The organism is Labrys sp. ALF-8, from assembly GCF_059699065.1.
This window is the reverse complement of record NZ_AP048537.1, coordinates 4,160,394-4,186,588: the sequence shown is the minus strand read 5'-3', so window position 1 is coordinate 4,186,588 and position 26,195 is coordinate 4,160,394. Positions and strand designations below refer to the sequence as shown.

Annotated in this window: 23 protein-coding genes and 1 pseudogene; 10 read left to right on the top strand and 14 right to left on the bottom strand. The window is 63.1% G+C overall.

The annotated features are described in order from the left end of the window. The first annotated feature begins 502 nt into the window (after positions 1–502). The 8 genes from AC6H34_RS19130 (at position 503) to AC6H34_RS19095 (ending at position 9,952) form a co-directional block, all read left to right on the top strand. Entirely contained in the window at positions 503–2,170 is a 1,668-nt protein-coding gene (locus AC6H34_RS19130; RefSeq protein WP_448148335.1) for an aromatic/alkene/methane monooxygenase hydroxylase/oxygenase subunit alpha, read from the top strand. A gap of 104 nt (positions 2,171–2,274) precedes the next feature. Beyond that, complete coding sequence (locus AC6H34_RS19125; RefSeq protein ID WP_497539767.1) at positions 2,275–3,339, top strand: NADH:ubiquinone reductase (Na(+)-transporting) subunit F; 1,065 nt, start codon at positions 2,275–2,277, stop codon at positions 3,337–3,339. A gap of 89 nt (positions 3,340–3,428) precedes the next feature. Next, complete coding sequence (locus tag AC6H34_RS19120) at positions 3,429–4,487, top strand: aromatic/alkene monooxygenase hydroxylase subunit beta (protein ID WP_497539766.1); 1,059 nt, start codon at positions 3,429–3,431, stop codon at positions 4,485–4,487. 29 nt (positions 4,488–4,516) lie between these two features. After that, positions 4,517–4,885 carry an MmoB/DmpM family protein gene (locus AC6H34_RS19115; RefSeq protein ID WP_448148338.1) on the top strand — a complete coding sequence of 123 codons (369 nt, stop codon included), beginning with the start codon at positions 4,517–4,519 and terminating at the stop codon, positions 4,883–4,885. A gap of 78 nt (positions 4,886–4,963) precedes the next feature. Continuing rightward, entirely contained in the window at positions 4,964–6,040 is a 1,077-nt protein-coding gene (locus AC6H34_RS19110) for an NAD(P)-dependent alcohol dehydrogenase (protein ID WP_448148339.1), read from the top strand. A gap of 383 nt (positions 6,041–6,423) precedes the next feature. Then, complete coding sequence (locus AC6H34_RS19105) at positions 6,424–7,446, top strand: amidohydrolase family protein (RefSeq protein ID WP_497539765.1); 1,023 nt, start codon at positions 6,424–6,426, stop codon at positions 7,444–7,446. A gap of 5 nt (positions 7,447–7,451) precedes the next feature. Continuing rightward, positions 7,452–8,267 carry an iron-sulfur cluster assembly protein gene (locus AC6H34_RS19100; RefSeq protein ID WP_497539764.1) on the top strand — a complete coding sequence of 272 codons (816 nt, stop codon included), beginning with the start codon at positions 7,452–7,454 and terminating at the stop codon, positions 8,265–8,267. Between the two features lie 53 nt (positions 8,268–8,320). Then, positions 8,321–9,952, top strand: coding sequence for a molecular chaperone GroEL (locus AC6H34_RS19095; RefSeq protein WP_497539763.1), 1,632 nt, complete (start codon positions 8,321–8,323; stop codon positions 9,950–9,952). A gap of 153 nt (positions 9,953–10,105) precedes the next feature. Here the strand turns inward: AC6H34_RS19095 and AC6H34_RS19090 are convergent, their stop codons facing one another. The 9 genes from AC6H34_RS19090 to AC6H34_RS19050 all read right to left on the bottom strand — a co-directional run bounded on the left by AC6H34_RS19090 (position 10,106) and on the right by AC6H34_RS19050 (position 19,741). Then, on the bottom strand, positions 10,106–12,172 hold the full coding sequence (locus AC6H34_RS19090; protein WP_497539762.1) for a sigma-54-dependent Fis family transcriptional regulator: 2,067 nt from the start codon (positions 12,170–12,172) through the stop codon (positions 10,106–10,108). A gap of 72 nt (positions 12,173–12,244) precedes the next feature. Beyond that, positions 12,245–12,718 (bottom strand): hypothetical protein, encoded by a 474-nt coding sequence (locus AC6H34_RS19085; protein ID WP_497539761.1) that lies wholly within the window; start codon positions 12,716–12,718, stop codon positions 12,245–12,247. Between the two features lie 227 nt (positions 12,719–12,945). After that, a complete protein-coding gene (gene dusA, locus AC6H34_RS19080) occupies positions 12,946–13,944 on the bottom strand; it encodes a tRNA dihydrouridine(20/20a) synthase DusA (RefSeq protein ID WP_497539760.1) in 999 nt (332 codons plus the stop codon). A 655-nt stretch (positions 13,945–14,599) separates the two neighbouring features. Then, on the bottom strand, positions 14,600–15,370 hold the full coding sequence (locus AC6H34_RS19075; protein ID WP_448148346.1) for an ABC transporter permease: 771 nt from the start codon (positions 15,368–15,370) through the stop codon (positions 14,600–14,602). 4 nt (positions 15,371–15,374) lie between these two features. Next, on the bottom strand, positions 15,375–16,157 hold the full coding sequence (locus tag AC6H34_RS19070) for an ABC transporter ATP-binding protein (RefSeq protein WP_448148347.1): 783 nt from the start codon (positions 16,155–16,157) through the stop codon (positions 15,375–15,377). A 7-nt stretch (positions 16,158–16,164) separates the two neighbouring features. Beyond that, complete coding sequence (locus AC6H34_RS19065; RefSeq protein ID WP_448151314.1) at positions 16,165–17,211, bottom strand: ABC transporter substrate-binding protein; 1,047 nt, start codon at positions 17,209–17,211, stop codon at positions 16,165–16,167. A gap of 23 nt (positions 17,212–17,234) precedes the next feature. Next, the gene (locus AC6H34_RS19060) at positions 17,235–17,702 is read right to left on the bottom strand and encodes a VOC family protein (RefSeq protein ID WP_497539759.1); all 468 of its coding nucleotides are present in this window, start codon (positions 17,700–17,702) and stop codon (positions 17,235–17,237) included. A gap of 93 nt (positions 17,703–17,795) precedes the next feature. After that, complete coding sequence (locus tag AC6H34_RS19055; RefSeq protein ID WP_497539758.1) at positions 17,796–18,659, bottom strand: AraC family transcriptional regulator; 864 nt, start codon at positions 18,657–18,659, stop codon at positions 17,796–17,798. Between the two features lie 173 nt (positions 18,660–18,832). Beyond that, positions 18,833–19,741 (bottom strand): LysR family transcriptional regulator, encoded by a 909-nt coding sequence (locus tag AC6H34_RS19050; RefSeq protein ID WP_497539757.1) that lies wholly within the window; start codon positions 19,739–19,741, stop codon positions 18,833–18,835. A 108-nt stretch (positions 19,742–19,849) separates the two neighbouring features. On the opposite strand from AC6H34_RS19050, the gene AC6H34_RS19045 reads away from it, so the two are divergent. Both AC6H34_RS19045 and AC6H34_RS19040 read left to right on the top strand, forming a co-directional pair. Next, positions 19,850–20,677, top strand: coding sequence for an SDR family NAD(P)-dependent oxidoreductase (locus AC6H34_RS19045; RefSeq protein ID WP_497539756.1), 828 nt, complete (start codon positions 19,850–19,852; stop codon positions 20,675–20,677). 22 nt (positions 20,678–20,699) lie between these two features. After that, positions 20,700–20,936, top strand: a pseudogene (locus AC6H34_RS19040) (Atu4866 domain-containing protein); the annotation flags it as partial. A gap of 73 nt (positions 20,937–21,009) precedes the next feature. Here AC6H34_RS19040 and AC6H34_RS19035 read toward each other — a convergent pair. The 5 genes from AC6H34_RS19035 to AC6H34_RS19015 form a co-directional block, all read right to left on the bottom strand. Continuing rightward, on the bottom strand, positions 21,010–21,906 hold the full coding sequence (locus tag AC6H34_RS19035; RefSeq protein ID WP_497539755.1) for a carbohydrate kinase family protein: 897 nt from the start codon (positions 21,904–21,906) through the stop codon (positions 21,010–21,012). Then, the gene (locus tag AC6H34_RS19030) at positions 21,903–22,919 is read right to left on the bottom strand and encodes an SIS domain-containing protein (RefSeq protein WP_497539754.1); all 1,017 of its coding nucleotides are present in this window, start codon (positions 22,917–22,919) and stop codon (positions 21,903–21,905) included. Before AC6H34_RS19030 ends, AC6H34_RS19035 begins: the two co-directional genes overlap by 4 nt. A 4-nt stretch (positions 22,920–22,923) precedes the next feature. Beyond that, the gene (locus AC6H34_RS19025) at positions 22,924–23,775 is read right to left on the bottom strand and encodes a carbohydrate ABC transporter permease (protein ID WP_497539916.1); all 852 of its coding nucleotides are present in this window, start codon (positions 23,773–23,775) and stop codon (positions 22,924–22,926) included. After that, positions 23,775–24,656, bottom strand: a complete 882-nt coding sequence (locus AC6H34_RS19020) for a carbohydrate ABC transporter permease (protein WP_497539915.1) — start codon at positions 24,654–24,656, stop codon at positions 23,775–23,777. The genes AC6H34_RS19025 and AC6H34_RS19020 overlap by 1 nt, the downstream gene beginning before the upstream one ends. A 219-nt stretch (positions 24,657–24,875) precedes the next feature. Beyond that, entirely contained in the window at positions 24,876–26,096 is a 1,221-nt protein-coding gene (locus AC6H34_RS19015; protein WP_448151317.1) for an extracellular solute-binding protein, read from the bottom strand. Between the last annotated feature and the right edge of the window lie 99 nt (positions 26,097–26,195).

The following is a 26,195-nucleotide window of genomic DNA, read 5'->3' as shown; positions in this document are numbered from 1 at the left end:
ATATAGACGCAAACACAAATGTCGATAGGAATTTATATCGCAAATGCACAATATAATGCTGCAGTCGCGAAATACAATGTAAATATTACACTTGGATTTTACAACTGTAACATATCTTTACAATGCCATTTCTACGGAAACCGATTTACGCACTGCACATACCATCTCAACTGCCCGCTTTAGAAGCATTCAGAACTTGGCACGCTCCTTGCTCCACCGGTGGACATAAGAAGCCCATCGCCTTTGTTGAGCGATGCCAGAAGAACGAAGGAATGGAGGAAATCCGGTTGGGAACCTTGCTGCGCCCTAGCACCGTGGGACGCCCTGAGAACTCCGGCCGATTCCCCAGAACCTTTGCCGCGATCCACTTGGGCGACTGCCTGGCCCGGTGTGCACAGCACTCCGCCCGGCCCTTCGTCCGCACTCCTTACAGCGGCTCTTTCGGCCGCTCCCCGCCGGCGCCATTGGGGCGGCCGGCGCAATCTGGTGGAGGCTTATTGCTATGACGTCTTTGACGCTCAACAAGATCACCTCGCAGCGCGGCATATCCGTCGGCGAGGCAACCAAGAAGATAGCCGATCTTGGCTGGAATCCCACTTACGTCCAGGAGGCCATGACCTTCCCGACGGACTACAAGATCAGCAAGGCACCGCGCGATCCGATGAAGCAGGTGCTGCGGTCCTATTTCCCCATGCAGGAGGAAAAGGACAACCGTGTCTACGGCGCGCTCGACGCGGCCCTTCGCGGCGACATGTTCCGCAATGTCGAGCCGCGCTGGGTCGAGTGGATGAAGCTGTTCCTGGCCATCATCCCCTTCCCTGAAATCTCGGCCGCCCGCTCCATGGCCATGGTGGCCCGTCTCGCCCCCGGCGAAGACCTGCGCACCGGCTTCACCATGCAGATGGTCGACGAGTTCCGCCATTCCACGATTCAGATGAACCTGAAGAAGTGGTACATGGAGAACTATATCGACCCGGCCGGCTTCGACATTACAGAGGAAGCCTTCGGCAAGTGCTATGCCACCACCATCGGCCGCCAGTTCGGCGAGGGTTTCATCACCGGCGATACAATGACCGCCGCCTGCATGTACCTCACGGTCGTGGCCGAGACAGCCTTCACCAATACGCTGTTCGTCGCGATGCCTTCGGAAGCCGCCCGCAACGGCGACTACGCGCTGCCGACCGTCTTCCTCTCTGTGCAGTCCGACGAGAGCCGCCATATCGGCAACGGCCACTCGCTGCTCATGGCCGCCCTCAAGGAGCCGGAAAACCACCTGCTGCTCGAGCGCGACCTGCGCTACGCCTTCTGGCAGAACCATGCCATCGTTGATGCCGCCATCGGCACCTTCATCGAATATGGCACCACGAACCGCGACAAGAACAAGGAGTCCTACGCGGAGATGTGGCATCGCTGGATCTTCGAGGACTACTATCGCACCTACATGCTACCGCTCGAGAAATACGGCATCAAGATCCATCACGACGACGTCCAGGAAGCCTGGAAGCGCATCACCGAGAAGTTCTACGTCCACAAGGTGGCGCAGTTCTTCACCGTCGGCTGGCCGCTCAACTTCTGGCGCATCGAGGCCCAGACGGACAAGGACTTCGAGTGGTTCGAGCACAAGTATCCGGGCTGGTATGCCCAGTTCGGCGAATTCTGGAAGTGGCACGACAAGCTCAGCCACCGCGGCGAGAAGATCCTCACCTTCAACGAGCAGGTTGGTTACGTCTATCCGCATCGCTGCTGGAGCTGCCTGGTCCCCTGCCTGATCCGCGAGGACATCGTCGTCGACGAGATCGACGGCAAGCTGCATACCTTCGCCCATGAACTCGACCGTTGGACGGCCGTGGAGGCCTTCTCCGACGAGTATCAGGGGCGTCCGACCCCGGCGATGGGCCGCTTCAGCGGCAAGCGCGAATGGGAGACGCTGTATCACGGCTGGGATCTCGCCGACGCCATGAAGGATCTCAACTTCGTGCGTTCGGACGGCAAGACCTTGATCCCGCAGCCGCATCTGCGCTTCGATCCCAAGGAAATGTGGACCCTGGACGACGTCAAGGGCCACACCATCCTGTCGCCGCTGACGCTGCTGCGCGAGATGTCTCCGGCCGATCGCGAGAAGCATCTGGCCGAGTATCGCGCCGGCTTCACCATCAACCCCTGCCACTGAACCCGCCGATTCGCGGATGCCGCCCAGCGGCCCCCGCGACCGGACGGATCGCGCCCCTTCCCTTCATCGGGAGGGGGCAAGGGACAGTCTTGGAGGAAGGACCGATGAGCGCGGCCCACACTGTGCGCCTGGAACCCGTCGGCGTCGAATTCGAAGTTGAGGACGGCGAGACCGTGCTGAACGCCGCCTTTCGTCAAGGCATCGCGTTGCCGCACGGCTGCAAGGAAGGGCAATGCTCGGCCTGCAAATGCGTCCTGCTCGACGGCGAAGTCGACATGCTGAAGTACTCGACCTTCGCGTTGAACGACATGGAGAAGGATAGCGGCCACATCCTTCTGTGCCGTTCGATCGCATACTCGGACATGGAAGTCGAACTCCTCAACTACGACGAGGAAGTCCTGTCCAAATCGATTGCCGTGAAGACTTATCGTGGAAGCATCGAGAAAATCGAACGCCTCACCCATGATATTCGCGGCATCGAGATCACGCTCAGTTCCCCGATGAAATTCTGGGCCGGCCAATATGTCGACATCACAGTCACCACGGAAAAAGGGGAGACGCTTACGCGCTCGTTTTCCATGGCAAATACGCCGGACGAAACCCAGAAACTCTCATTCATCATCAAGAAATACCCACAGGGAAAGTTCTCCGGAGAGCTCGATGCCGGAGGAATCCAGGTCGGCGGCGAAGTCACCGTCACCGGCCCCTACGGAACCTGTTTCAGACGGGAAGAGCGCGAAGGACCCCTGATCCTGGTCGGTGCAGGCTCGGGCATGTCGCCGGTCTGGTCGATCCTCAACGACCACCTGGCGAGCGGAGAGCAGCGGCCGGTCTATTTCTTCTACGGCGCGCGCACCAAGGACGACCTCTTTCATCTCGATCGCATCGCCGCACTCGTGGAGCGCCATCCGGAGGTGAGCTTCATCCCGGTGCTCTCGCATGCCGGCGATGACGGAGACTGGGAGGGAGAGCGCGGCTTCGTGCATGAGCGCGTCGACGCCAAGCTCAAGGAAATGGCCTTCGACGGGCACGGAGACGTGTACGCCTGCGGCCCGCCGCCGATGATCGATGCCTTGCAGCCCGTGCTGTTCATGAACGGCTACGAGCCCGAGCATGTCTTCTTCGATCGTTTCACCACTTCGTCGGGCGCCAGTTCGCCCGGCCACTAGACCATCGCGCCGCAGCGCGGCGCGACAACCAAGACCCAGGCCGCCTCGAGGAGGCCGAACCAGCGCACCACAGCAAGGGAGTGAACACCATGCCTGCAGTATCCAGTTCAGTCGGATCGGGCGCCGCCGGCGCCGCCATCTTCGCCGACTCCGATAGCCGCAAATATCGCTATTACGATCCGAAGGGCCAGCGCGCCACGCATTACGAGGACGTGACGGTCGACGTCCAGCCCGATCCCGAGCGCTATCTGATCCAGAACTGGATCATCAACTTCTCGGACGGCCGCGGCGCCTACGTCAAGGACAACACCGCCGCAAGGAGCTCCAACTGGCACGCTTTCCGCGCTCCCGACCAGGAGTGGGAACGCACCCACTACCAGCGCCAGTCCAAGATCGAGACGATGGTGCAGAGCGTCATCGCCAATGGCCGCAAGGCCGGCGCTCCCAAGACCTTCGACAAGGTTTGGGTCAGCATCCTGCAGCATCATCTGGGAGCCTGGAAACACGCCGAGTTCGGGCTGGGTACCTCGCTGATGCAGGCCCAGCGCTACGGCTACACCCAGATGATCAACAACGCCACGCTGACCAACTCCTCCTACAAGCTGCGCCTCTCGCAGGACATCACCCTCTACCTCGCCGAAATCGGCATGGATATTCCCGGCTGGAACGACGAGCTCGGCAAGAAGACCTGGCTCGAAGATCCGGTGTGGCAGGGCACCCGCGAAGCCATCGAAACCATCATGGGAACGGCGGACTATCTCGAACAGTACTTCGCCATCAACATCGTGTTCGAGCCTCTGGTCGGCGAACTCTTCCGCTCGGGCTTCCTCATGCAGGTGGCGGCGGCCAACCACGACTTCATCACCCCGGCGGTGATCTCGGCGGCGGAGGCGGACTACGAGCGCAACCTCGCCAACACCATCGACCTCATCTACCTGCTGGCCCATGACGAGAAATATGGCGATGCCAACCAGCAGCTCTTCCGGGGCTGGCTGAAGAAGCATCGCGCCCTCGCCGACAAGGCCGCGCAGGGCCTGCAGCCGATCTGGTCCATGCCCCACTCCAAGCCCGTCTCCTTCGACGACGTGCGCGCCAGCTCGCACGAGCGGCTTGGCCAGATCCTGGGCGAGCTCGGCCTCGCGAACTGACCGACGGCAAACACAAGGGAGAGACGCACATGTCACTTACGGCCCGCGATGCCTCGCACGGCAACATCTTCAAGTCGATGAAGGACATCACCTTCGAGCAGACCATATCGCACCAGTGCGGGGTCACCATGAACGACTCGGTCGAGGCCCGCGCCATCGCCGAGTTCATGAGCACGAAACCCGACGTGACCATCACCTACCAGCCTGCCCTGATCCGCATCGACGGCAACGGTAAGTTGATCTTCAAGATGGATGAGATCAGCGAATATCTCGGGCGCGAGATGACCGCGGAGATCTTCGAGGTCAATACGTCCACCCACTATGGGCGCATGGTTCGTGTCGATGACAATACGGTGATCCTCTTCGGCAATATGGACGAGGTCTTCGAATACATCTGAACCCGATAGCGCGAACTGGCGGTGCGCACCTGCGCACCGCCGGCTCAACCGTCCATGCCGAAATAGAGCAGTGATGACATGCCAAGGAAAATGAAGGCAGCGATCTTCGTCGAAAAGGGGCGGATCGTCCTCGACGAAAAGCCGATTCCCGAGATCGGTCCGTCCGACGCCCTGATCCGCGTCACGACGACGACGATCTGCGGAACGGACGTCCACATCCTCAAGGGCGAGTATCCCGTGGCGAAGGGCCTGACGATCGGCCATGAGCCGGTGGGCGTGATCGAAAAGCTCGGATCGTCCGTGCAGGGGTTCAGCGAAGGCCAACGCGTCATCGCCGGCGCCATCACGCCGTCGGGTTGGAGCCATGCCTGCCTTTGCGGCTGCGGATCGCAGGACGGTGCCGGTACCAAGCACGGATGGAAGGCCATCGGCGGCTGGAAGTTCGGCAACACAATCGACGGATGCCAGGCGGAATATGTGCGCGTACCGGACGCCATGGCGAACCTGGCGCCTGTTCCGGACGAAGTGACGGACGAACAGGTCCTGATGTGTCCGGACATCATGTCGACCGGTTTCGCCGGCGCCGAGACCGGCGGCATCAGGATCGGCGATGTCGTCGCCGTTTTTGCGCAGGGGCCTATCGGCCTGTGCGCCACGGCCGGCGCGAAGCTGATGGGCGCGACGACGATCATAGCCATCGACACGGTGCCTGCGCGGCTCAGCATGGCCAAGCGCCTGGGGGCCGACTTCGTGGTGGATTTCAAGAAGGAGAATCCCGTCGAGGCCGTGATGCGCCTCACCGACGGCCGCGGTGTGGACGTGGCGATCGAGGCCCTCGGGACGCAGGCCACCTTTGAAGCGGCGTTGCGGGTCCTCAGGCCAGGCGGCGTGCTTTCAAGCCTGGGCGTGTATTCGTCCGATCTGAAAATACCGCTCGATGCCTTTGCGGCCGGCCTGGGCGAGAAATCGATCCGCACCTCGCTCTGCCCGGGAGGCAAGGAGCGGATGCGCCGGATGCTCGACGTGATCAGGAGCGGACGGGCGGATCTCGGCGGCCTGGTCACCCATCGCTTCAAGCTCGACCAGATCGAGGACGCCTACGACCTCTTCGCAAACCAGCGGGACGGTGTCCTGAAGGTCGCGATCACGACCTGAACGTTCGCCCCACCCGCCCGACGATCGGAGGAGAGACCATGTTCGAGGCACCAGCCGCCCCATACTCCGAGGAACGGCAGCTCCCCCCGGAAGCCAAGGAGTGGCCGTCATTCGACGCGAACGCCGGCCGCGTCGGAACATGGACCGGGGCCGACGCCGCTCGGCGGGTTGCCGCCGGCGGGCATGCGTGTGCGGGAACAGCGGCCGGCAGATGTACCTCCTGCCCCCTCGCAACCGCCCGGCACGGCCGGGGGGACAAGCTCCCGGATACCCGCGCCACAAAGTTGGAAATCACCTCGCCGGCCTAGGTTCCGAAGCAACGGAGATAGAACAATAGGCCAATTTCTTCAGCTACTTATGAAAATTCATCAAAGGAGGAGAACATGTATATTACGCCTGAGGGTAAGGAAATCTTCGTCGTCGACGGCCACACCCATTTCTGGGACGGCAGCCCTGCGAACCAGCGCAACATCCATGGCAAGCAGTTCGTCGAGTGCTTCTATGCCTACCACACCGCGCTGAGCCCCAAGGAGCAGCTGTGGCCGAAGGACAAGTTCGAGAAGTACAGCGCCGACGACCTTTATCGCGATCTGTTCATCGAAGGCCCCGATGACGTCGCCATCGTGCAGTCGACCTATCTGAAGGACTTCTACAAGAACGGCTTCAACACGATCGAACGCAATGCCGAAGTGGCCAAGCGCTATCCCGAGCGCTTCATCGTCAATGGCTCCTTCGATCCGCGCGATGGCGAGAAGGCGCTCGAATACATCCACTTCATGAAGGAGACCTACGACATCAAGGGCGTGAAGATGTACACGGCCGAGTGGAACGGGGCCTCCAAGGGCTGGAAGCTGAACGATCCCGACGCGTACAGGTGCTTCGAGCTGTGCGAGAAACTCGGCATCCGCAACATCCATGTCCACAAGGGGCCGACCATCATCCCCCTCAGCAAGGATGCCTTCAACGTCGACGACGTCGATTATGCAGCCACCGACTTCCAGGGCCTCAATTGGATCGTCGAGCATTGCGGCCTGCCGCGCCTCGATGATTTCTGCTGGATCGCCGTGCAGGAAACCAATGTCTATGGCGGCTTGGCCGTCGCCCTGCCCTTCATCCACTCCCGCCCGCGCTACTTCGCCGAGGTCATCGCGGAACTTCTGTTCTGGGTCGGCCAGGAGAAGATCCTGTTCGGTTCCGACTATGCCATCTGGACGCCCCGCTGGCTCATCGAGAAGTTCTGGGCCTTCGAGCTGCCCGAAGACATCAAGAAGGAGCGCGGCGTCGACCTGACACCCGAGATCAAGGAGAAGATCCTCGGTCTCAATGCCGCCCGCCTCTACGACATCGACATCGAAGCGAAGAAGGTGGCTCTCGCCAGCACGCCCTTCAACATCGCGGCGGAGTGAGGGCCATGGCCCTCCTTCCATCCGAATCCCGCCGCCAGGAAGAGCTCTGGCGGCGGCTCGCGGAGGTCGATGATCCCGAGCTTGACGAACCCATCACCGACATGGGTTTCGTCGAGCGGGCGGAAGTCGCCGATGACGGACGCGTTCTCGTCGACTTCCGCCTGCCTACCTACTGGTGCTCGCCGAACTTCGCCTTCCTGATGCTGGATGGCGTGCGCGAGGCTCTCGACGGCTTGTCCTGGCGCCCCGCCTACGAGGTGCGGCTGCAGGATCACATGTTCGCGGACGAAGTGAACGCCGGCGTCGCGGCCGGCAGGAGCTTCGGCCAGATCTTCGGCGATCTCTCCGGCGATTGCGACGTGCGGGCCTTGCGCGAGACCTTCCACGCCAAGGCCTACAAGCGGCGGCAGGAAGGGGCGATCCTCGACCTCAGGCAGGCGGGCCTGGCGGACGAGGCCATCGTGCGCCTCTCGCTCGCCGGCTACGAGGCTCGACACTTTCCCGAGCCGGAAGCGCAGTTCCGGCAGCGGCGCTATCGCGAAGCCCTGCTGCAGCGCAGGCCCGCTATGACGCTGAAGGACCGTGCTTTCCAGACATGGGAAGGCGAGCCCATCGGCATCGACGGCCTGGAAGCCCATCTGGGCGAACTCAGGAGCATCCGCATCAACATGGAGTTCAACGGCGCGCTATGCCGTGGACTGAAGACCACCCGTTACAAGCAGGCAGAGTATGTCGGCGGGGAGCCGACCCTCGTCGACTTCATCTTGAACCGCGTACCGAGCCCCGCCGCCGACCCCGCTACGTCGACGCCTGTCGGCTGAAGCGCCGTTCGGCGACAGCAAATGACCGCCGGCAAAAGGCGGAAGGAGGATTCATGCCCAAATTGATCATCCACAATTCCCATGCCCGGCGCGCGCTTGCCCGCGGCGTGGCGCAGCTCGCGGCGGCCGTCGAGCCCACCCTCGGCCCCAGGGGGATGAACGCCATGATCGACCGTCCGATCGGTACGCCGATCGTGACGCGAGACGGCGTCAGCATCGCCTCCGAGATCGAGCTGCATGACCGCTTCGAGAACATGGGCGCCCAGGTGGTGCGCGAAGTCTCGATGCAGACCAACGAGGTGGCGGGCGATGGCACGACCACCGCCATCGTGCTGGCCAACGCCCTCGTGCAGAAGGGCATAGAGGCCAATGAACGCGGCGCGAAATCGGTCGATCTCGTCAAGGGCATCGATCTCGCCGTGGACGCGGTGATCACCTCGCTGCGCAAATCGGCCAAGCCCGTCAAAGGCAACGGTACCCTCGCCGCTGTGGCCAACATTGCGGCCACCGATCCTGCCCTCGGCAAGCTCGTGGCCGACGCCTTCGAGCGCGTCGGCGAGGACGGCGTGATCACCACCGACTTCAGCGTGACGACACAGACCACGCTCGACGTGGTCGAGGGCATGTCCTTCGACCGGGGATACCTGTCCCACCACATGGTCACCGACCAGGAGAAGATGGAGGCGGTTCTCGAACGTCCGCTGATCCTGATGACCGACCTCAAGATCAAGGACCCCGCCTCGCTCGACGCGGCACGCGCCATCGCCGACAAGGCCGGGCGCCCCCTGCTCATCGTTGCCGAGGAGGTCTCGCCCGAGGTCGTCGTGACGCTGCTCGGCAAGAGCGGACCGGGCAGGTACCTCGTGGTTCATCCGCCGGAGTACGGCCATTGGCGCAAGGCGCTCCTCGAGGACCTCGCCATCCTCACCGGCGGGCGGGTGATAGCACGCGACCTCGGCGGCAGGCTGGAAGACATCACCAAGGAAGATCTCGGCAGCGCCGAGCGGGTGCGCACCAACGCCACCCATACTACGGTGATCCATGGCGGAGGCGACAAGGCGGCGATCGCGGCCCGTCGCGTGCAGGTGCAGCGCCAATACGACAACGCCCCGCCCAATATCGAGCAGGACAAGCTGCGGGAACGCCTGGCGAAGCTCTCGGGCGGCACGGCGGTGCTCTATGCCGGAGGCGTCACGCCCGTCGAGCAGAAGCGCACGATCCAGTTGATCGAGGACTCGCTGGCGGCGGTACGTGCGGCTGTCGAGGAAGGCGTCGTTGCCGGCGGCGGCACTGCTCTCGCGCAGATCGGGCCGGTGCTCGATCCCGTGCTGGCCGCCAGCAAGGGCGACGTCGCCGAGGGCGTCAGGCTGGTCAGGGCCGTGCTGACGCGTCCCCTCTGGCGCATCGTGACCAACGCGGGCGGCGATCCGGAGGCCGTGGTGGAGCGCGTGAGCTCGGTCAACGGAGGCTTCGGCTACAATGCCGCGCTCGGCGACTACCAGAACATGTATGAGGCCGGCATCGTCGATCCCGTGCGCGTCACCTGCGCCGCGCTGCAGAACGCCGCTTCCGTCGCCAAGCTGATCCTCACCACGGAGACACTGGTGGGCGATCTTGCCGAGGACGAGGATCCGACGGCCGGCCCGGCGCTGGGTGGCGGATCGGAGTTGCTCGGCAGACCTTGATGGGTGGACTCAGACCGCGGGGATGGCGGCGGAACCGTCATCCCCGGTGAGCGAAGCGGAGGAAGAGGATCAAAGGCCGGAGCATTCCACGAATCCTGGTGAGCCTCGTGCTTCCCCTTCGCTGTGCCGGTGCCGAAAGAGGATTGCGGCGCCCTATACAAATCCCCGGCGAATGCCGTGCTGTTCGAGCTTGCGGTATAGCGTCGGCCGGGAGATGCCGAGCCGGCGCGCCACGCGGCTGAGATTGCCTCCCTCGGCCGCGAGGACACTGCGGATTGCCTCGCCCTCGGCCTCCTCAAGCGTGAGGGCAGTGCCATCGGCCGCCCTTTGCGGCGACGGAAGACCAACCGCCCCTCGCCTGCCGCCCTGGGCGATCTCCGCCGGGAGATCCCGCAGCGTGACGTCGCCCCCATTGCTGAGAAGGTGGAGCTTTTCCACCAGATTGCGGAGTTCGCGGACATTGCCGGGCCACGCATAGGCCAGAAGGGCGTCCAGCACCTCGTTGACGAAGGTGAGCCGCTCGCCACCGATGCGGTTCGCCAGTCTCGTGTTGAAATGCTCGAGAAGCAGCAGGATGTCCTCTCCCCGTTCGCGCAGCGGCGGCACCTGGATGGTGACGGCGCCGATCCGGTAATAGAGGTCCCGGCGGAAGCGGCCGGCCTCAACCTCGGCCCGCAGGTCGCGATTGGTGGAGGCGATCAGCCGGACGTCGACCGGCCGCTCGCGGCTGTCGCCGATGCGGTTGACCACCCTGTCCTCGAGCACCCGCAGCAGGAAGGGCTGGATGTCGAGCGGCATCTCGCCGATCTCGTCCAGGCTCAGCACCCCGCCATTCGCCCGCTCGAAAACACCTGCCTTGCCTTCGCGAGTCGCCCCCGTGAAGGCGCCGCCGACATGTCCGAACAGCTCGCTGCCGAAGAGTTCGCGCGTGATCGCACCGCAATTCATGGCGACGAAGGGCGTATGCTGGCCCGAGCAGCTTCCGGCATGCACGAGCCTTGCGAAGAGTTCCTTGCCGACTCCTGTCTCGCCTTCGATCAGGAGGGACGTCAGGTCGCCGAACTGCGATACCCGGCAGGCGACGTCGACCGCACGGCGTATGGCCTCGCTCTCTCCGACGATCAGGGACGCCGCTTCGCGAAGTTGTCCGGAGCGGCCGCCATCGCGCGTGGCCAGGGCAGGTGCCGCCGGCGCGGGCGGGAACACCAGCGCCGCCCCGCGAAGGTCGCCGTCGAGTTCGAGCGGATTGATGTGGCAGGAACGGAACTCCCGCGGCAGCGAACTCACCAGTTCGTCGAGCCCGCGCGGATCGCGCAAATCCGTCAGCCGGCGGGGGCGGCCCTGCCTGGGGCGGCCGAGCAGGTCCTGCTCGATGACCTGCGGCAGGTTTGCCGTGTAGACCACGCGGCCGTGGTGGTCGACGATCATCAACCCGTCCGAACGGTGATAGCGGGGCGCGGAAGTGATGAAGGTCTCCAAGAGGCGGGTCCGCTCCTCGCTCTGCTGGTCGGCGAGCGCCTTCTCGATCTCCCGAGCAGCAGCCGCGACGAGAGCGGTGTTGTGGGGCCTGAAGATGTCCGGATGCCCCGAGAGATCGACCACCCCGATGATCTTGCCGTCGAAGGGATCCCGGATGGGCGCTCCCGCACAGGTCCAGCTCTTGATGCCGGCGCAGAAATGCTCCGCCGCGTGCACGAAGACGGGCTGGCCCGTCCACAAGGCGGTTCCGATCCCGTTGGTGCCGACAACGCCTTCCGTCCAGGTCCCGCCCACCGCCAGATGGATGTCCATGCCGTCATGCAGGGTGCGCTTGTCGCCGGCCGCCTCGATCAGCGTGCCGTCCTCATTGGCGAGGACCAGCATGGCGCCCGTGCCCTGCAAGAGCTGGCCGAGAGCGTGGAACGAACGGCGGGCGGCCAGGACGAGTTCCAGGCTTGAACGGCTGAGCCTTTCTATCTCGTCCTTGTCGCTCGTCAGCGGCGCCTCGTTCTGCAGCGCATTGATGCCGCCGGAGGTGCATCGCAACCAGCTGTCCTGGATCAGGGTGCGGACGGGCGCGCGATCACGGGACAGCCCGGTCTGGCCCGAGAGCAGGCTTTCCCAGGCCTTCATCGTACGGCCTTCGTCGTAATCGAGTTCCGCGATCGGCAGGGGCCGTCCCTGATCGTTCGGGCGCGGGATCAAGAGCTGCTTTCCATCGGAGCCGACATCTATCGCCATGAGTGCTTCACATCGCTTGTTCGAATGTCATCCTTGCCAATGTGATTTCCATTCCCTGGGCGGAGCCGGGCTTCATTCAAGGCCCAGCCGCCTGCCGATTTCCGCCGCCAGTGCTTCCTCCCCCTCGTCGCCGTCCAGAAAGCAGCCGTCGAGTTCCCCGAGCGTGCTTGCGATCTCGTCGTCGAGAGGCGCGAAGAAGCCGTTCTCCTTGGTGGCCAGGACGAAGACGTCCCGCCCCTGGCGGGAGCGCAGTTCGCCAAGGTGATGCATCTGCCGGCTGCTGTTCTCGTCGACCAGGATCACCCTCCCGTTGAGGCTGACCCGCACCACGGGCCGAGGCTCGTCCGCGGGCCGGCTCGAACCGAGATCGTGGATGATGAGCCCCTGGGGCTTCGGAGCCTCCTTCGGGACCTTGGAGGCCGAGTATCGGCCACTGGTCAGATGGTCGGCGAGGCGGGTGATGGTGCCGCGATTGTCGTTCAGGAGGCGTCGCAGCCTCGCATCCTCTGGGCGCGGACCATCGCGCCTGGATATGATCTCGACCATCGAACCCTCCCAGATCCCAGTGGTCCCGAGTGCGGCAGCCGTCCTTGTCCACGGACTGGTTCTGCTTGCTGCCGCTTCCCCATCCGGCTGTTGTAGCGCGACTTGGCGCTGCTTGGGTAGTAGCTGAATGCTACATCCTCGCGGAAGCTTTCACGGCTCCTCCATGCCCGCCATCGATCGAGAGAATGTGATCGTTCCCTCGCCCGAGCAGCCCGGGCCGGCGCGCCTCAGGCGGCGGCCTTGGCCTCGACGGCCCGGCGTACATGCGCAGCGGCCTCGAACAGGACATCGAGCCCGGCCCCCTGCTTCACGGCCTCCGTCGCCAGATGCCGGCGATAGAGACGCGCGCCCGGACGGCCCGGGAACAGCCCGATCATGTGTCGGGTGATCGAACTCAGGCGCACGCCTTCCGCGAGCCGCGCCTCGATATAGGGCGCCATCGCCTCGATGGCCTCGAAGCCATCGGCAACCGGTGCAGTCTCCCCGAACAGCACGGGATCCACGGCAAGCAGGATCTCGGGGTTCTGGTAGGCTTCACGCCCGACCATCACCCCATCCAGGTGCTCGCAATGCGCGCTCCAGGCGCCGACGTCCTTGATGCCGCCGTTGATGGCTATGGTCAGATCCGGGTTGGCCTGCTTCAGGCGATAGACACGATCGTAGTCGAGCGGCGGCACGTCGCGGTTCTCCTTGGGGCTGAGCCCCTTGAGCCAAGCCTTGCGTGCGTGCACGACGAGCGCGTCGACGCCTGCGGCACGAACGGCTGCCGTAATCGCGTCGAGCGCCACCTCGGGATCCTGCTCGTCGATGCCGATGCGGCACTTCACGGTGACAGGCAGGTCCACGGCCGCCTTCATCGCCGCCACGCATTCGGCGACAAGCTCGGGCTCGGCCATCAGGCAGGCACCGAAACGGCCATCCTGCACGCGATCCGAGGGGCAGCCGACATTGAGGTTGACCTCGTCATAGCCGAGATCGGCACAGATGCGCGCCGCCTTCGCGAGCTCCCCGGGATTGGAACCCCCAAGCTGCAGCGCCACCGGATGCTCCTCGCCCGAAAAGCCGAGCAGACGCTGCCGGTCGCCATGGATGACGGCACCGGTGGTCACCATCTCGGTGTAGAGCAGCGCATGCCGCGACAAGATGCGATGAAAGAATCGGCAATGCCGATCCGTCCAGTCCATCATGGGCGCGACGGAAAATCTTTGTCTTTGATAGTCACTCATTCTTGTACATCAAATTCCCGGATCTCCAGGGCTCCGCCGGATTTGTACGCCGTATGGCCCTGCTCGATCTAATTTACGTTCCGAATGCACACCGATTGCACACGAAAATGGCTGTGTTTATAAAGCTCGCCTCCGGCTCCTGGCACGTCCAAGCTCGACGCAGGGGTCGCGAGCCAGCTGAAATTTCCAGCGTCGCGGGAGGCCGGGCGCTGCGCCCCAAGTGCCGACGTTAAAGCCACCCATGGTGAAACACCGGTCAGTCGTTGAGGATATGGCCACCTTCGACAAGACCCCACCTCGATGCAAGGCCGTGACTTTGGCTCTTCTGAAGCGAGAACTCGTAAAAAGCAAGATTTCTGCACTCGATCGTGAGCGGTTGACCAAGTTTGGCAGTCTTCGCGCCGATCAAGGCACCGGGCTTATTGCCTCCGGCAATCGATGTCGGCGTGATCACACTCGTTTTGCCGCATGCAGCAGCGATCCACGGGCTTGGTGCTAGCTCCCCCCGTGAATATCGCGCCTCTGGCTCTCCGGCGGTCCGACCCGATAGGCAAAGTCGATCGAACGCCGGAAGATCAGCGTTTCGCAAGATCGGTCAGAAGGCCTGTCAGCAAACCTCGAAGGACCGAAAATCCTTGCCGGTGCCCCGATCAAGCTAATGTCTCTGCGGTTCCAGCCGATGAAAGAACCGCTCGAGTTGTGCGACTATCGTGAAGAATGTGATGCCCGACAACGAAGCCAACAACACTGCGGCGAAGAGCCTCTCAGCCTGATAGTTGAATGTCGACTGGATGATGACCGCGCCAAGGCCCTGGTTTGAGCCGATCCATTCGCCGACGATCGCACCGATGACGCAAGTGGTGGCGGAGATGCGCAGCGAAGCAAAGAAAAGCGGTACCGCGCGCGGAGCACGCAGGCGCCAGAACATCTCCCACCCACTTGCCGACAGCACATGCATCAATTCGAGTTCATTGGTGGTCGCAAGGTTCAACCCTCGCGCCATGTTCACCAATGTCGGAAAGAAGCAGAGCAACGCGGCAATGATGATCTTCGGCAGCATGCCAAGGCCAAAGATGAGAATGATGATCGGTGCGAGCGCGAGTACTGGAATGGTGTTGAACAACAGGACAATCGGAAAATACGCAGCCCGGAATCGCGAACAATAGGCGAAAACGATAGCCATGAGTACGCCGAGAACATTGCCGAGCAGAAAACCCAAGATGGCTTCGTACCATGTCGGAACTGCATTCTGCAGCAGAAAGCGCCATTCCGTTGCAAATGCGCGCATTACGGCTGTTGGCGTTGGGACGATGTAGACCGGAACGCCGAGTGCAGGTACCAGCCACTGCCAGATGGCGAGTAATGAAAAGGCACCGACGACAGGCAAACCCACCGTCTCCGCGAGAGACAAGCGACGCTCGATCATCTGGTCAAGCTCCCCCTTCCCTCAACAATTGACGCAAATGCGCCGCGACCTCTTGAACCTCGGCGCTTTCACGTCGACAGAGACCGTTGTGATCCTTCACGGACGAAAGATCGATCAGGGCCTGGACTCGCCCCGGATTGGCTGCAAGCACCAGCACACTCCCGCCGAGATAGATGGCTTCGGTAACGCTGTGGGTGACGAAGAGGATCGTCGCGCCCGTTTCGCGCCAGATGGCCAGGAGTTCGTCGTTCAGGCGGTCACGTGTGATTTCGTCGAGCGCGCCAAAGGGCTCGTCCATGAGCAGAATCTCCGGCTCGCATTGCAGCGCTCGCGCGATTGCGACCCTTTGGCGCTGCCCGCCGGAAAGCTGATGTGGATAGCGGCCGGACAGATGGGAGAGACCAACGAGGCCCAGCCAATGATCCGGCCTCGGGTTCGCCGATCGTAGTACGTTTCTCTTTCCAACCTGCAGCGGCAATTCGATATTCTGCTTGACCGTGCGCCAAGGCAGCAGGGTTGCCTCCTGAAAGACGAAAGCAACCTGCCTCCGGCGACGCGCATCTGACGGCGCCTCGCCCAGTACCGACAGGCGACCGTCGATGATGGGAATCAGGTCAGCCACCGCGCGCAGAAAGGTCGATTTACCGCAACCCGAGGGGCCGAGGATCGTCAGAAACTCGCCCTTGCCGACAGCAAGGTCGACGCCGGACAGAACGCGTACAGGCTCGTTCGGCCCGACATATCCCAGGGATAGTCCTTGTGTTTCGATGGCCAACGCGTCCGACAACAGATCCTCACGCCAGCTTGGGACGGTCAGCAGCCGTCATTTCCAGGATCTTCGTCGAGTAGCAATCGTCCAGCTTGGGAGCACCGGATTTGAATTGACCGATCTTGTTGTAGACGGAGATCTGTTCTGCAATTGCCGCCGGATCGAAAACGCCCCAGCCGTCCTTGCCGGTCACTGCGTCGAAACTGAGCGACAGGATTCGCGGCACGGTCTTCAACTCAACGGCAAGGTCGAGTTGAGGATAGGCCTTCACCGTGAGCTCGACCGCATCCTCGGGGTGGTCGTGTGTCCAAGCCCACCCCTTGGCAATCGCACGTAATGCCTTTGCCAGCGTGTCGGCATGGTTCTCCAAAGCATCGTCGGTGGCGAAATAGACATTTGCGTAAGAGGGCAGGCCCGTATCCTTCATCATAAGATCGATCCTGTCGGTACCGATCACGGACAATGCCTGTGTGTTCGTGATCCATCCTGTGACGGCGTCGACCTGCCCCGTCGTCAGGGGCGTCATGTCGAAACCAATATTGGTGATGGTCAGGCTCGATGGATCAATGTTGTTCTTGAGAAGGATGGCGTCCAGCACGTAGCGCGCGGTAGGCTGAATGCCGATGCGCTTGCCGATCATATCCTGGACCGTGCGGATCGGTGCCTTTGGAAGCGAGTAAAAGGCGAAGGGAGCCATGCGGAAGCCGCATGCGAAAATCTTGATCGGAACACCCGATGCGCGGGCAAGCAGTAGTTGAGCGGAGTCCGAAAACTGACCAAGCTGTGCCTGACCGGTCACGACCGGCGGCACCGTCGCTGAATTGGGGCCGCCGGGGGAGAACTCCACATCCAGGCCCTCCGCCTGAAAGAAGCCCTTCTCGACTGCGACGATGTCACCGATCTGGCCATTGCTCATCAGCCAGTCGTATTTGATGATGATTTTGGCTGGATCCGCCTTGGAATTGCGTGGGATGAGTATGGTGCTTCCGGGTATCGCCGCCGCAAAGGCATAGGCGGCGCCTCTCAGCACGGTACGTCTGTCAATAGCGCCTGATTCTGTGCGCGGTAGCATCGCTCTTGCCTTTCTCTTATATTTTATCGGATAGGCGACGGCGCGGCATGGCACTGGTCCGGATCGATGTCACCGATCGGGCCGCCATCAGACCACGCATAGATTTCCCAGAGATTGTCATCAGGATCGGCGAAATAGCAGCACCGCGCATTCCAGCTGTAGTCTTGCGGTTCCGCTTGAAAACTCACGCCGGCTGCCTTCAGGTCCGCATAGGCCGCATCAACCAGGTCTGGAGAAGCCACCTCGATGGCTGCGCAGGCCTTGTGCACGCCCGGCGGAGCACGGCGACTTGACACTCCCGTATTCTCTGCGATGTGGCCGATCTCCCAGAGGGCGAGCGTGATGCCGGCCCCCTTGAAATCGGCGAAGCCGGGAGCCCGACGCCGCGGTTTGAAACCAAGGCGATCTACATAGAAGGCCGAGGCTTTTTCGACATCCTCAACCAGAAAGCAGATATCGGTAATCGGATTGGATTGGGCGAATGCAGCCATATGGACTCTCCTGATGCGAAGAGTTTTCCAGGCGCATGGCCTCCGAAGATTTCAAATTCGTGCGATCTTCTTATGCAAAACTGCTGACTTCCATTAAAGGCGGATGGAGTGCCTATATTCCTTCGGTGTCACGCCCACCAAACGGCGAAATACACTTGAAAAATGCGCCTGGCTGGAAAAGCCTGTCGCATAGGCTATGCTGGCAAGTGTTTCCCTGCCATCGGCAAGGTAGAGGCGTGCTCTTTGGATTCTGCGCTCCAGAATGAAACGATGGGGCGCCACGCCGGCGACTTTCTTGAATTCCCTGCTGAAGTGGAAGGGGCTCATGTGAGCCAGGCTCGCCAGTTCTCCCACGCTGAGGTCGGCCTGTCCGAGCAGGTTCTCGATATGGTCGATCACCCGTTTGAGATTCTCCGATGTCATTGGGCGCTCGCTCGGGACGGGCGCGGCTCCTAGGAGTCTCACAACACAACAGACGAGCGCCATTCCAAGGTGCTCCACCAGCAATGGATCGGTACGATCAGCCTGCTCGACGGCAAGGGCAAGGGACAGCGCGACCTGCAACGTCGTCGGATCGGTGGTCGCGCTCAGCCCGTCGCCATGCAAATGCTCAGGATTGAAATCGCCATTGATCAGATTGCTGTAGAGCTTCGGCGATTGAAAGATGGAAATATACTCAGCCTCGTCACCATCCACTTCGAGAGGGATGGTGGCCGGTTGAAAGCCTAAGGTGAACGGCGCTCTATTGACCTTGTGAAAGCTCCCGGTGCCAAGGCGATAGGCATATCTGTGGTGGGCGGTGCGGTTGATGGAGATACGGTGCAGCGAACCTTTTGACGCCATCTGCCCCGCAGAACTGCGATAGGTCTCCACGATCATATCGCGTTGAATGAAGGCCCGGTAATTCTCAAGCGATGGCCGGCTGATTGAAAAAATCTTCGGATCGATGTCGAGCATGTACGTTCTCCATGGCGGAGATAAGCAAGCTTCGCGCCAAGATCCAAACCCTATCGGTTGTCGAACCGGGAAAAACTCGACCTCGCGGGAACTCGCTCCACTCTCGACTACCGGCTCGACCGGTGGGGCTGATCCCGAGCGTGCGCTAGGCCGCTTCTCCTTTCCGCGCCGGTTTACGGTGCCATGCCCCGCACGGCGTCGATGAAAGCCCTGAGGGCCGGCGCCATCTGCCTTTGCCTTGGATAGCACAGGAAGATCCCGGGAAAGGGTTCTGCCCAATCCAGCAACAGCGGCACCAATCGGCCGGCGGCGATATGGTCGTGGACCGCGTCCTCCACGCAGAATGAGATGCCGATGCCGTTCAGCGCCGCCTTCAAGGAAAGTTCCTTGTCGTTAACGATCAGCGGACCGTCCACCGCGACGTCGAACCACCTCCCCCCCTCGAAGAACTCCCAGGCATAGGGCTGCTGCCGGCCCGGCCAGCGCCAGCGGATGCAGCTGTGCGCCAGGAGTTCCCTCGGATGCGCGGGCGAGCCTCGGCGTTCGAGATAAGCAGGAGAAGCGACCGCGATCTGTTTGAGCTCAGGGCCGAGCCGCACGGCGACCATGTCCTGCTCAATGACCTCGCCGATCCGCAGCGAGACATCGAACCCGGCGGCGACCACGTCCACCACCTCGTCGTCCAGCGTGATGTCGAGGACGATCTGCGGATAGGTTGAGGCAAACCCCGCCAGGATCGGCTCGATATAGTAGTCGGCGGCCGAGCGGAACGCGTGGATCCGCACCGTGCCCGCCGGACGGTCGCGGGCTGTCCGCGCCTGTCCCAGGGCCTCCCCCAGTTCGGTCATGGCGGGCCGCAGCCGCTGGAACAGATTCTCGCCGGCGACGGTGAGCGAGACGCTCCGTGTCGTGCGAAGCAGCAGTTGCACGCCGACGCTCTCCTCCAGGCCCCGGATCGTCTGGCTCAAGGCCGAGGGACTGATGCCCAGCACCTCCGCCGCACGGCTGAAGCTCAACGCCTCGGCGACGGCAACGAAGGCGCGCAGATGATTGTAATCGCTGCTGGGGAGAAGATCGTTCATGGAGCAAGAAGACCACTTTTAAGCTGAACTAACAAGGTCAGGTAAAATCGCCGATATTATTTCGAGCCAGACGCGCTGCTACCTCCTTCCCGAACAAGGAGATACGTCATGACAACATGGTTCATCACAGGCGTTTCACGCGGCCTCGGCCTGGCGCTGGCGCAGGCGGCCCTCGCCGAGGGCGATAGGGTGATAGGTACCGCGAGGAGCGGCGCACCGGAACTCGCCGGGAGCGAGCGCCTCCATATCCTGCCGGCTGATCTGTCGGACGCCGCCGCGCCCGAGACTCTCGTGCGACAGGCCTTCGACATCGCCGGCTCGATCGACGTCATCGTCAACAATGCCGGCTACGGCCTGCTGGGAGCTCTGGAGACCGCGACGGACGAAGAAATGGAACGGCTCTTTGCGGTCGACGTCTTTGCGCCGGCCCGCATCGTCCGAGCGGCCCTCCCGCATCTGCGTCGGCAGGGCAAGGGCCATATCGTCAACATCACCTCGATCGCGGGCCGCGCCCCGACGACGGGTTCGGCGCTCTATTCGGCTGCCAAGCACGCGCTCGAAGGCCTGTCGGCCGCCCTGGCGCTGGAAGTGGCGCCCCTCGGCATCAAGGTCACGGCGGTGGCGCCCGGTGCGTTCCGCACCGACTTCCTCTCGGACCATTCGATCCGCTGGAGCGATCGCGAAGACGCCGCCTACGCCGAAACCATCGGCCGCAGCTCCGCCGCCTTCTCGGCAGCACACGGCAGGCAGGCGGGCGACCCTGCCCTCGCCGCGCGGGCCATCATCGCCGCCGTCCGCTCGCCACAGCCCCCGCGTCATCTGCTGCTGGGCTCGGATGCGCTCAGGCGCGCCCGTGAGAAGCTCGACGCCGTGATCGAGGAGATGGACGCCTGGGACGAAACCACCCGCAGCACCGACTTCAAGGAAGGCGCCTGACATGGGCATGCAGACATCCGGCAACCATCCCTATGTAGGAATGTGGGTTACGGCAGATGGTCATGTCCGGCAGGAACTGCTGCCGGACGGCCGGTACGACGAGGCGAGAGGTCCCCGAAAGAGCGCCTACCAGGGCCGATATGAAGTTCGGGGCAGCCATATCGACTATTGGGACGACACAGGCTTTACCGCGGATGGCGAGTTCGTCGATCGCGATACGCTGCATCACGGCGGCATGGTCTTCCGTCGCGAGCCGTAGACCACCCTCCGGTCGTCGAAATCCCGACGTCACCGGCCGGCAACAGCGAAAGATGCATGGGCGGCTACCTCCCTTACCGATAACGCCTCGGCCGGGTCGAGACCGCCAAGGATGCGACGGTGACGCCGTTCGTGACGGCCCTCGCCAGATCGCTGCTCTCGACCAGGCTGGCGAAATAGCCGGCAGAGAAAGTATCCCCGGCCCCGATGGTGTCGACGACATCCACCTTTGGGGCCGGCACCGCCACATGCTCGTTGCCGCGCCAGGCCAGGGCACCGTCCGGCCCGCATTTGATTACCAGGCTGGCGCCATCGGGCATGAGGGGCCGGATGATCGCGGCGGCAGCCTCGACCGTATCGGCGCCGGTCATTCCCCGTGCCTCGATGTCGTTGACGAGGACGTGCTCGCAATGCCCGACCCAGGCTGCCACACGGGTTCGGACCTGGGCCGTCCAGCCACCGTCGGGCCAGCCCGTATCGAGTGCGACACGATAGCCGCGGCGTCGCAGGATCGCGATCAGTTCGTCGTAGTCGGCCAGCAGGGCCGGAATGACGAAGGGCCCGACCAGCAACGCCACGCGCCCGTCACCCGCCTCTTCCAGTTGCGACAGCACGTCGGAGAGCTTGAACGAATGCAAGTGGCCGGTGGTGGTGAAGAAGGTACGCTCTCCATCGGGATGACCGATCCCGACCGAAACCGTGGTCGCCCCCTCGGCCACGGTCCAGGCCTCCGCGCGCGCACCGAAAGGCTCGGCAAGCCAGCGGCCCAGCATGTCGTCGCCTCGGCTGGCAATCAGCCGATAGTCCACTCCGAGCACATCGAGAGCCAGCGCGGTATTGCCGGCGGCACCGCCGACGCGAAATTCACTCTCGGGCACGATGACTTCCGTGCCCGGCTGCGGCCATGGCTCCTGCGGACCCATCACGAGATCGACATTGACGTTGCCGATCAGAAAGAGCGGTTCCCTCATAGCTCCGTCGTCACCTTGGTCGAGCGCAGGGGCTCCCCGACATGGGTGACCCGCCGTGCCGCGAAGGCGACCAGGAAGGACTGCAGCGCCGGCAACAGCGCGAAGATGGCCGCCATGCCTTCCTCCCGCGGAATGCGGACGGTGACGGCGTCGGCAATATCCGCTTCGCCCGAAAGGTCGAACACCACCACCGGCGACCCGGCTGCGCGGCAGGCCGCCGCCAGGCCCGGCGCGAGGCCGGCCGAGGGGCCGGCAGCGCGCAGAAGCACGATGCCGCTCGCCGGAGACAGCATCTCCATCGGGCCATGCCGCAATTGCCCGCCCTCCAGTGCCAGGGCCGGGAGGCGGGCAAGTTCCATCACGCAGAGCGCCCCGGATTCGGCCACGCCCTGCAGTTCGGCCCGCCCGCTGAGAATGAGGGCTGTGCTGGCCCCTACGGCGGACAGGGCTGCCTCCAGGTCGGGACGGACAGGCGCGACGAGCACGTCGAGCGCGGATTCCGCCGGGAGCCCGAGCGCGGCGAGCACCGAAAGGTGGAGCGCATGGCTGACAAGGAGGCTGCGCGTGGCGGCGAAGGCCCGTTCCGGCCCTCCGACGCCGACGAGCCCCGGCACGCCACGGCCAAGCGCGCTGGCGGGATCGAGCGTAAGGCCGAAACGCTCCTGCCTGCCGGACGGACGCTCAAGGAAGGCAACGATCTCCCCCGAATTGCCGGATTGGGAAACGAGCAGAACCGTCCGCTCGCGGTCGGGCTGGGGCGTGATCAGCAATTCCGACAACACTTCCGTTTCGACCTCGACGCCAAGCCGCCGGTACAGGACGGCGGCCGCGCGGTTGACCCAATGGGAGCCGCCCATCGCAGCCAGGGTCAGCCGCCCGGTGCGACGTATGCTTTCCGCCAGTTTCGACGCAACCGGCCCGGCGCCATGAAAGGAGGCCCGCGCATCGGCATGCTGGCGTGCCATTTCAGCTTCGATCATCGTCAGGCCGGAGCCCGGTACGATTGTACTCATGATATCAACCCTTGACGCTGCCGGCCGTAAGGCCCGCAACCAGTGACTTCTGCAGGATGAAGGCGATCAGGACGGGCGGCAGCGCCGTCAGCAGGCCCGCGGCCGAAACCAGACCGAAATCCGTCGCCCTGCCGGCGGCGAAATCGGCGATGGTGACGGTAAGGGTCTTGGCATTCTGATTGGAGGTGAAGAGCAGGGCGTAGAAGAACTCGTCCCAGGCGAGCAGGATGGCGAACAGCGCCGCCGTGGCCACGCTCGCCCGGGCATAGGGCAGCGTGACCCACCATAAGGTCTGCAGCGTCGAGGCACCGTCGATCGCCGCCGCGCTTTCAAGCTCCCCGGGCACCGCATCGAAGGCCGATTTGATGAACCAGGCGGTGAAGGGTGTCAGGATCGAGCAGTAGACGATGATCAGGCCGAGCACGTTGTTGAGAAGCCCAAGCATGGAGAGCAGGAAATAGAGCGGCAGGATCAGGGCCACGGCGGGCGTCATATAGGTCGCGAGCACGCTGTAGAGCACCGCCGACACGGCGCGATTGCGATAGCGCGAAAAGGCCCAGCCCGCCGGTATCGCGACCAGCAGCGACACAGCGGTCGCCCCGAGCGAACTGCCCAGGCTGTTGCGCAGCGCCATCAGGAAAGCCTCGCCCGGGCTGTTGGCCTCGAAGGTGAGCAGGCGGGCATAGCGGCTGAAATCGAAATGGCGCGGAATGAGCGACAAGGGCTTGGTCGTGAGATCGGCCGGCAGGGAGATGCTCATCACGCCGAGCCAGAGCACCGGTGCCAGCGTGGTCACCAGGAACAGGGCGACGCCGCAATAGAGGAGGAAGGTCATGAAGGGGTTGCGCTGCATGATCAGGCCTCCTGTCTGCGCATCAGCCGGACATAGAAGCCGACGAAGACCATGCAGATCAGCACCACGATGAGGGCGTAGGATGCGCCCGACCCTACACGCATGAAGCGGAAGGACTCCTCGTAGACGAAGAAGCTCATGGTCTTGGTGGAACTGGCCGGGCCGCCGCGCGTCATCACGTAGAAGATGTCGAAGACCTTGAGCGCCTCGATCGAACGCAGTACCAGCGCCACCAGCAGCGGCGGCGCGATCACCGGCCAGGTTACCGCCTTGAAGCGATTCCATGCATTGGCGCCGTCGAGCGTAGCCGCACCGTAGAGATCCGCCGGCGCCGATTGCAGCGCAGCCAGCACGATAAGCGCAACAAGCGGATAGTTCTTCCAGACATCGGCCACGATCACGGCATTCATCGCGCTGCCTTCCGTGCCGAGCCAGCTGCGATAGCTCTCCATCAGCCCGCTCTGGGTCAGGACCGCGTTCATCACGCCGAAATCCGGCTGGTAGATCAGCCGCCACATCAGGGCATTGACGATGGTCGGTATCGCCCAGGGCAGCACAAGCAGAGCCCGGCAGAACGTGCGCCCATGAAATTTCTCGTTCAGCAGCAAGGCGACGGCGATGCCCAGCAGGGCCTCGGCGCTGATCGAGACGACGGTGAAATAGATCGTACGCCCAGCCGCGGCCAGAAACTCGGAATCGGTGAAGGCGTAGGCGAAGTTCTCCAATCCGGCGAAATGGGCCGCCCCGGGTCCCGCCATCAGACGGGCATCGGTGAAAGCCAACCAGCAGGTCATCAGAATGGGATAGCCGACCGCCGCGAACACGATGACGAGCATCGGGCCGAGCAGAAGCCATGGTGAGGGCATGCCCACGCGGCCGCTCATCATAAGGCAGGTTCCTTCCGGTGGAGCTTGGTGGGCCGGCCATCGGACCAGCCTCTGGTTGGTATGCCGATCCTCGCCGGCGTTCGGTTGCTCGATGGCAGAGGTAGCGCGCCCCTTGTCATTGCCGGGCCTGACCCGGCAATCCAGCCCGCCATTGGGAACGGGCGCCGCATGCCCGGGTCGAGCCCGGGCATGACAACGATCGGTGCTCCTATCTCCTCACCTGATGCGGGCTGCGTCCTTGGCCGCCGCTGCCAGGGCATCGGCGGGGGAGGCCTTGCCAGCGAGCGCATTCTGGATCTGCGCCTGCAGGATGGTGGAAAGCTCCTGGTATGACGCCACCGTGGGCCGGGGAGTCATCAGGCCGATGGAAACATCGGCGGCCTTGACCAGGGTCTCCTGCCCCTTGGTGACGGCGGGATCAGTATAGGAAGCCTTCCAGATCGGCAGGCTGAGCTGGGCATACTGATCCTGCACGGGCTTGGAGGTCAGGTAGGTGATGTACTTCCAGGCCAGATCGGGCTTGGACGAGCCAGCGGTGATGCCGAGAGCCATCGAACCGTTCACCGCTGAAGCCGTGCTCTTGCCCTCGACGCCCGGCGCGGGAACCACACCGACCTTGCCGACCACCTTGCTTTCAGCCGGGTCATTGGCCTTGGCGTACATGTAGGTCCAGTTGAGCGCGAAGGCCGCGTCGCCCGCGGAGAACACCTTGCGGACATCCTCTTCCAGGTATTCCTTGGAATTGGGGTTCGAGATGCCGTCCTTGAGGGTCTGCGCCATGTAGGTGACCGCGTCGAGCGAGCCGCCCTTGTCGAAGACAGGCTTGTCCCCGTCGAAGAACTTGCCGCCATAGGCCGCGGTCAAGGTGACGTAGTCGCAGATGACGGCTTCGGCCTGCGACCAGCTCCAGACGATGGGATATTGCACCAGGCCCTTGTCCTTGATGATCTTGGCATCCTTTGCCAGTTCATCCCAGGTCTTCGGCGGCTCGGCGATGCCTGCCTTCTGCAGGATCTCGGTGTTGTAGAACAGATATTTGGTGTCGAGGATCCACGGCATGCCATAGGTCTTGCCGTCGTAGTTCACCGTGGCCCAGGCACCGTCGAACACCTTGGAGCGGTCAAGATCCTTGAGCCGGTCGGTGACGTCGACCAGCACCCCGTTCTGGGCGAAGGCCGCAGGCCAGATCACGTCATAGAGCACGACGTCATAGCCCGAGCCACCGGCCGCCTTGGAGGCCACGATCTTGTCGTAGAGGGCCTCGTAGGGAACGAATTCCATGTTGACGGTGACGCCGGGATTTTCCTTCTCGAAGGCGGCCGTCATCGCCTTGACGTCGGCGTCGCTATAGGCGGCCTGCGCCATGAAAAGCGCATTGAGCGTCTCGGCGGCGGCCGGCGACAATCCCGCCAACGCCGCCATTGCCAGCCCGGCCATCAGGCCGGCGGCGCCTCTTCCCAGTGGAAACTGGGTCAGCTTACGAATTCCAGACATTGCAACCATCTCCCGCTTGCAATTCGAACGGCGACCCGCGGC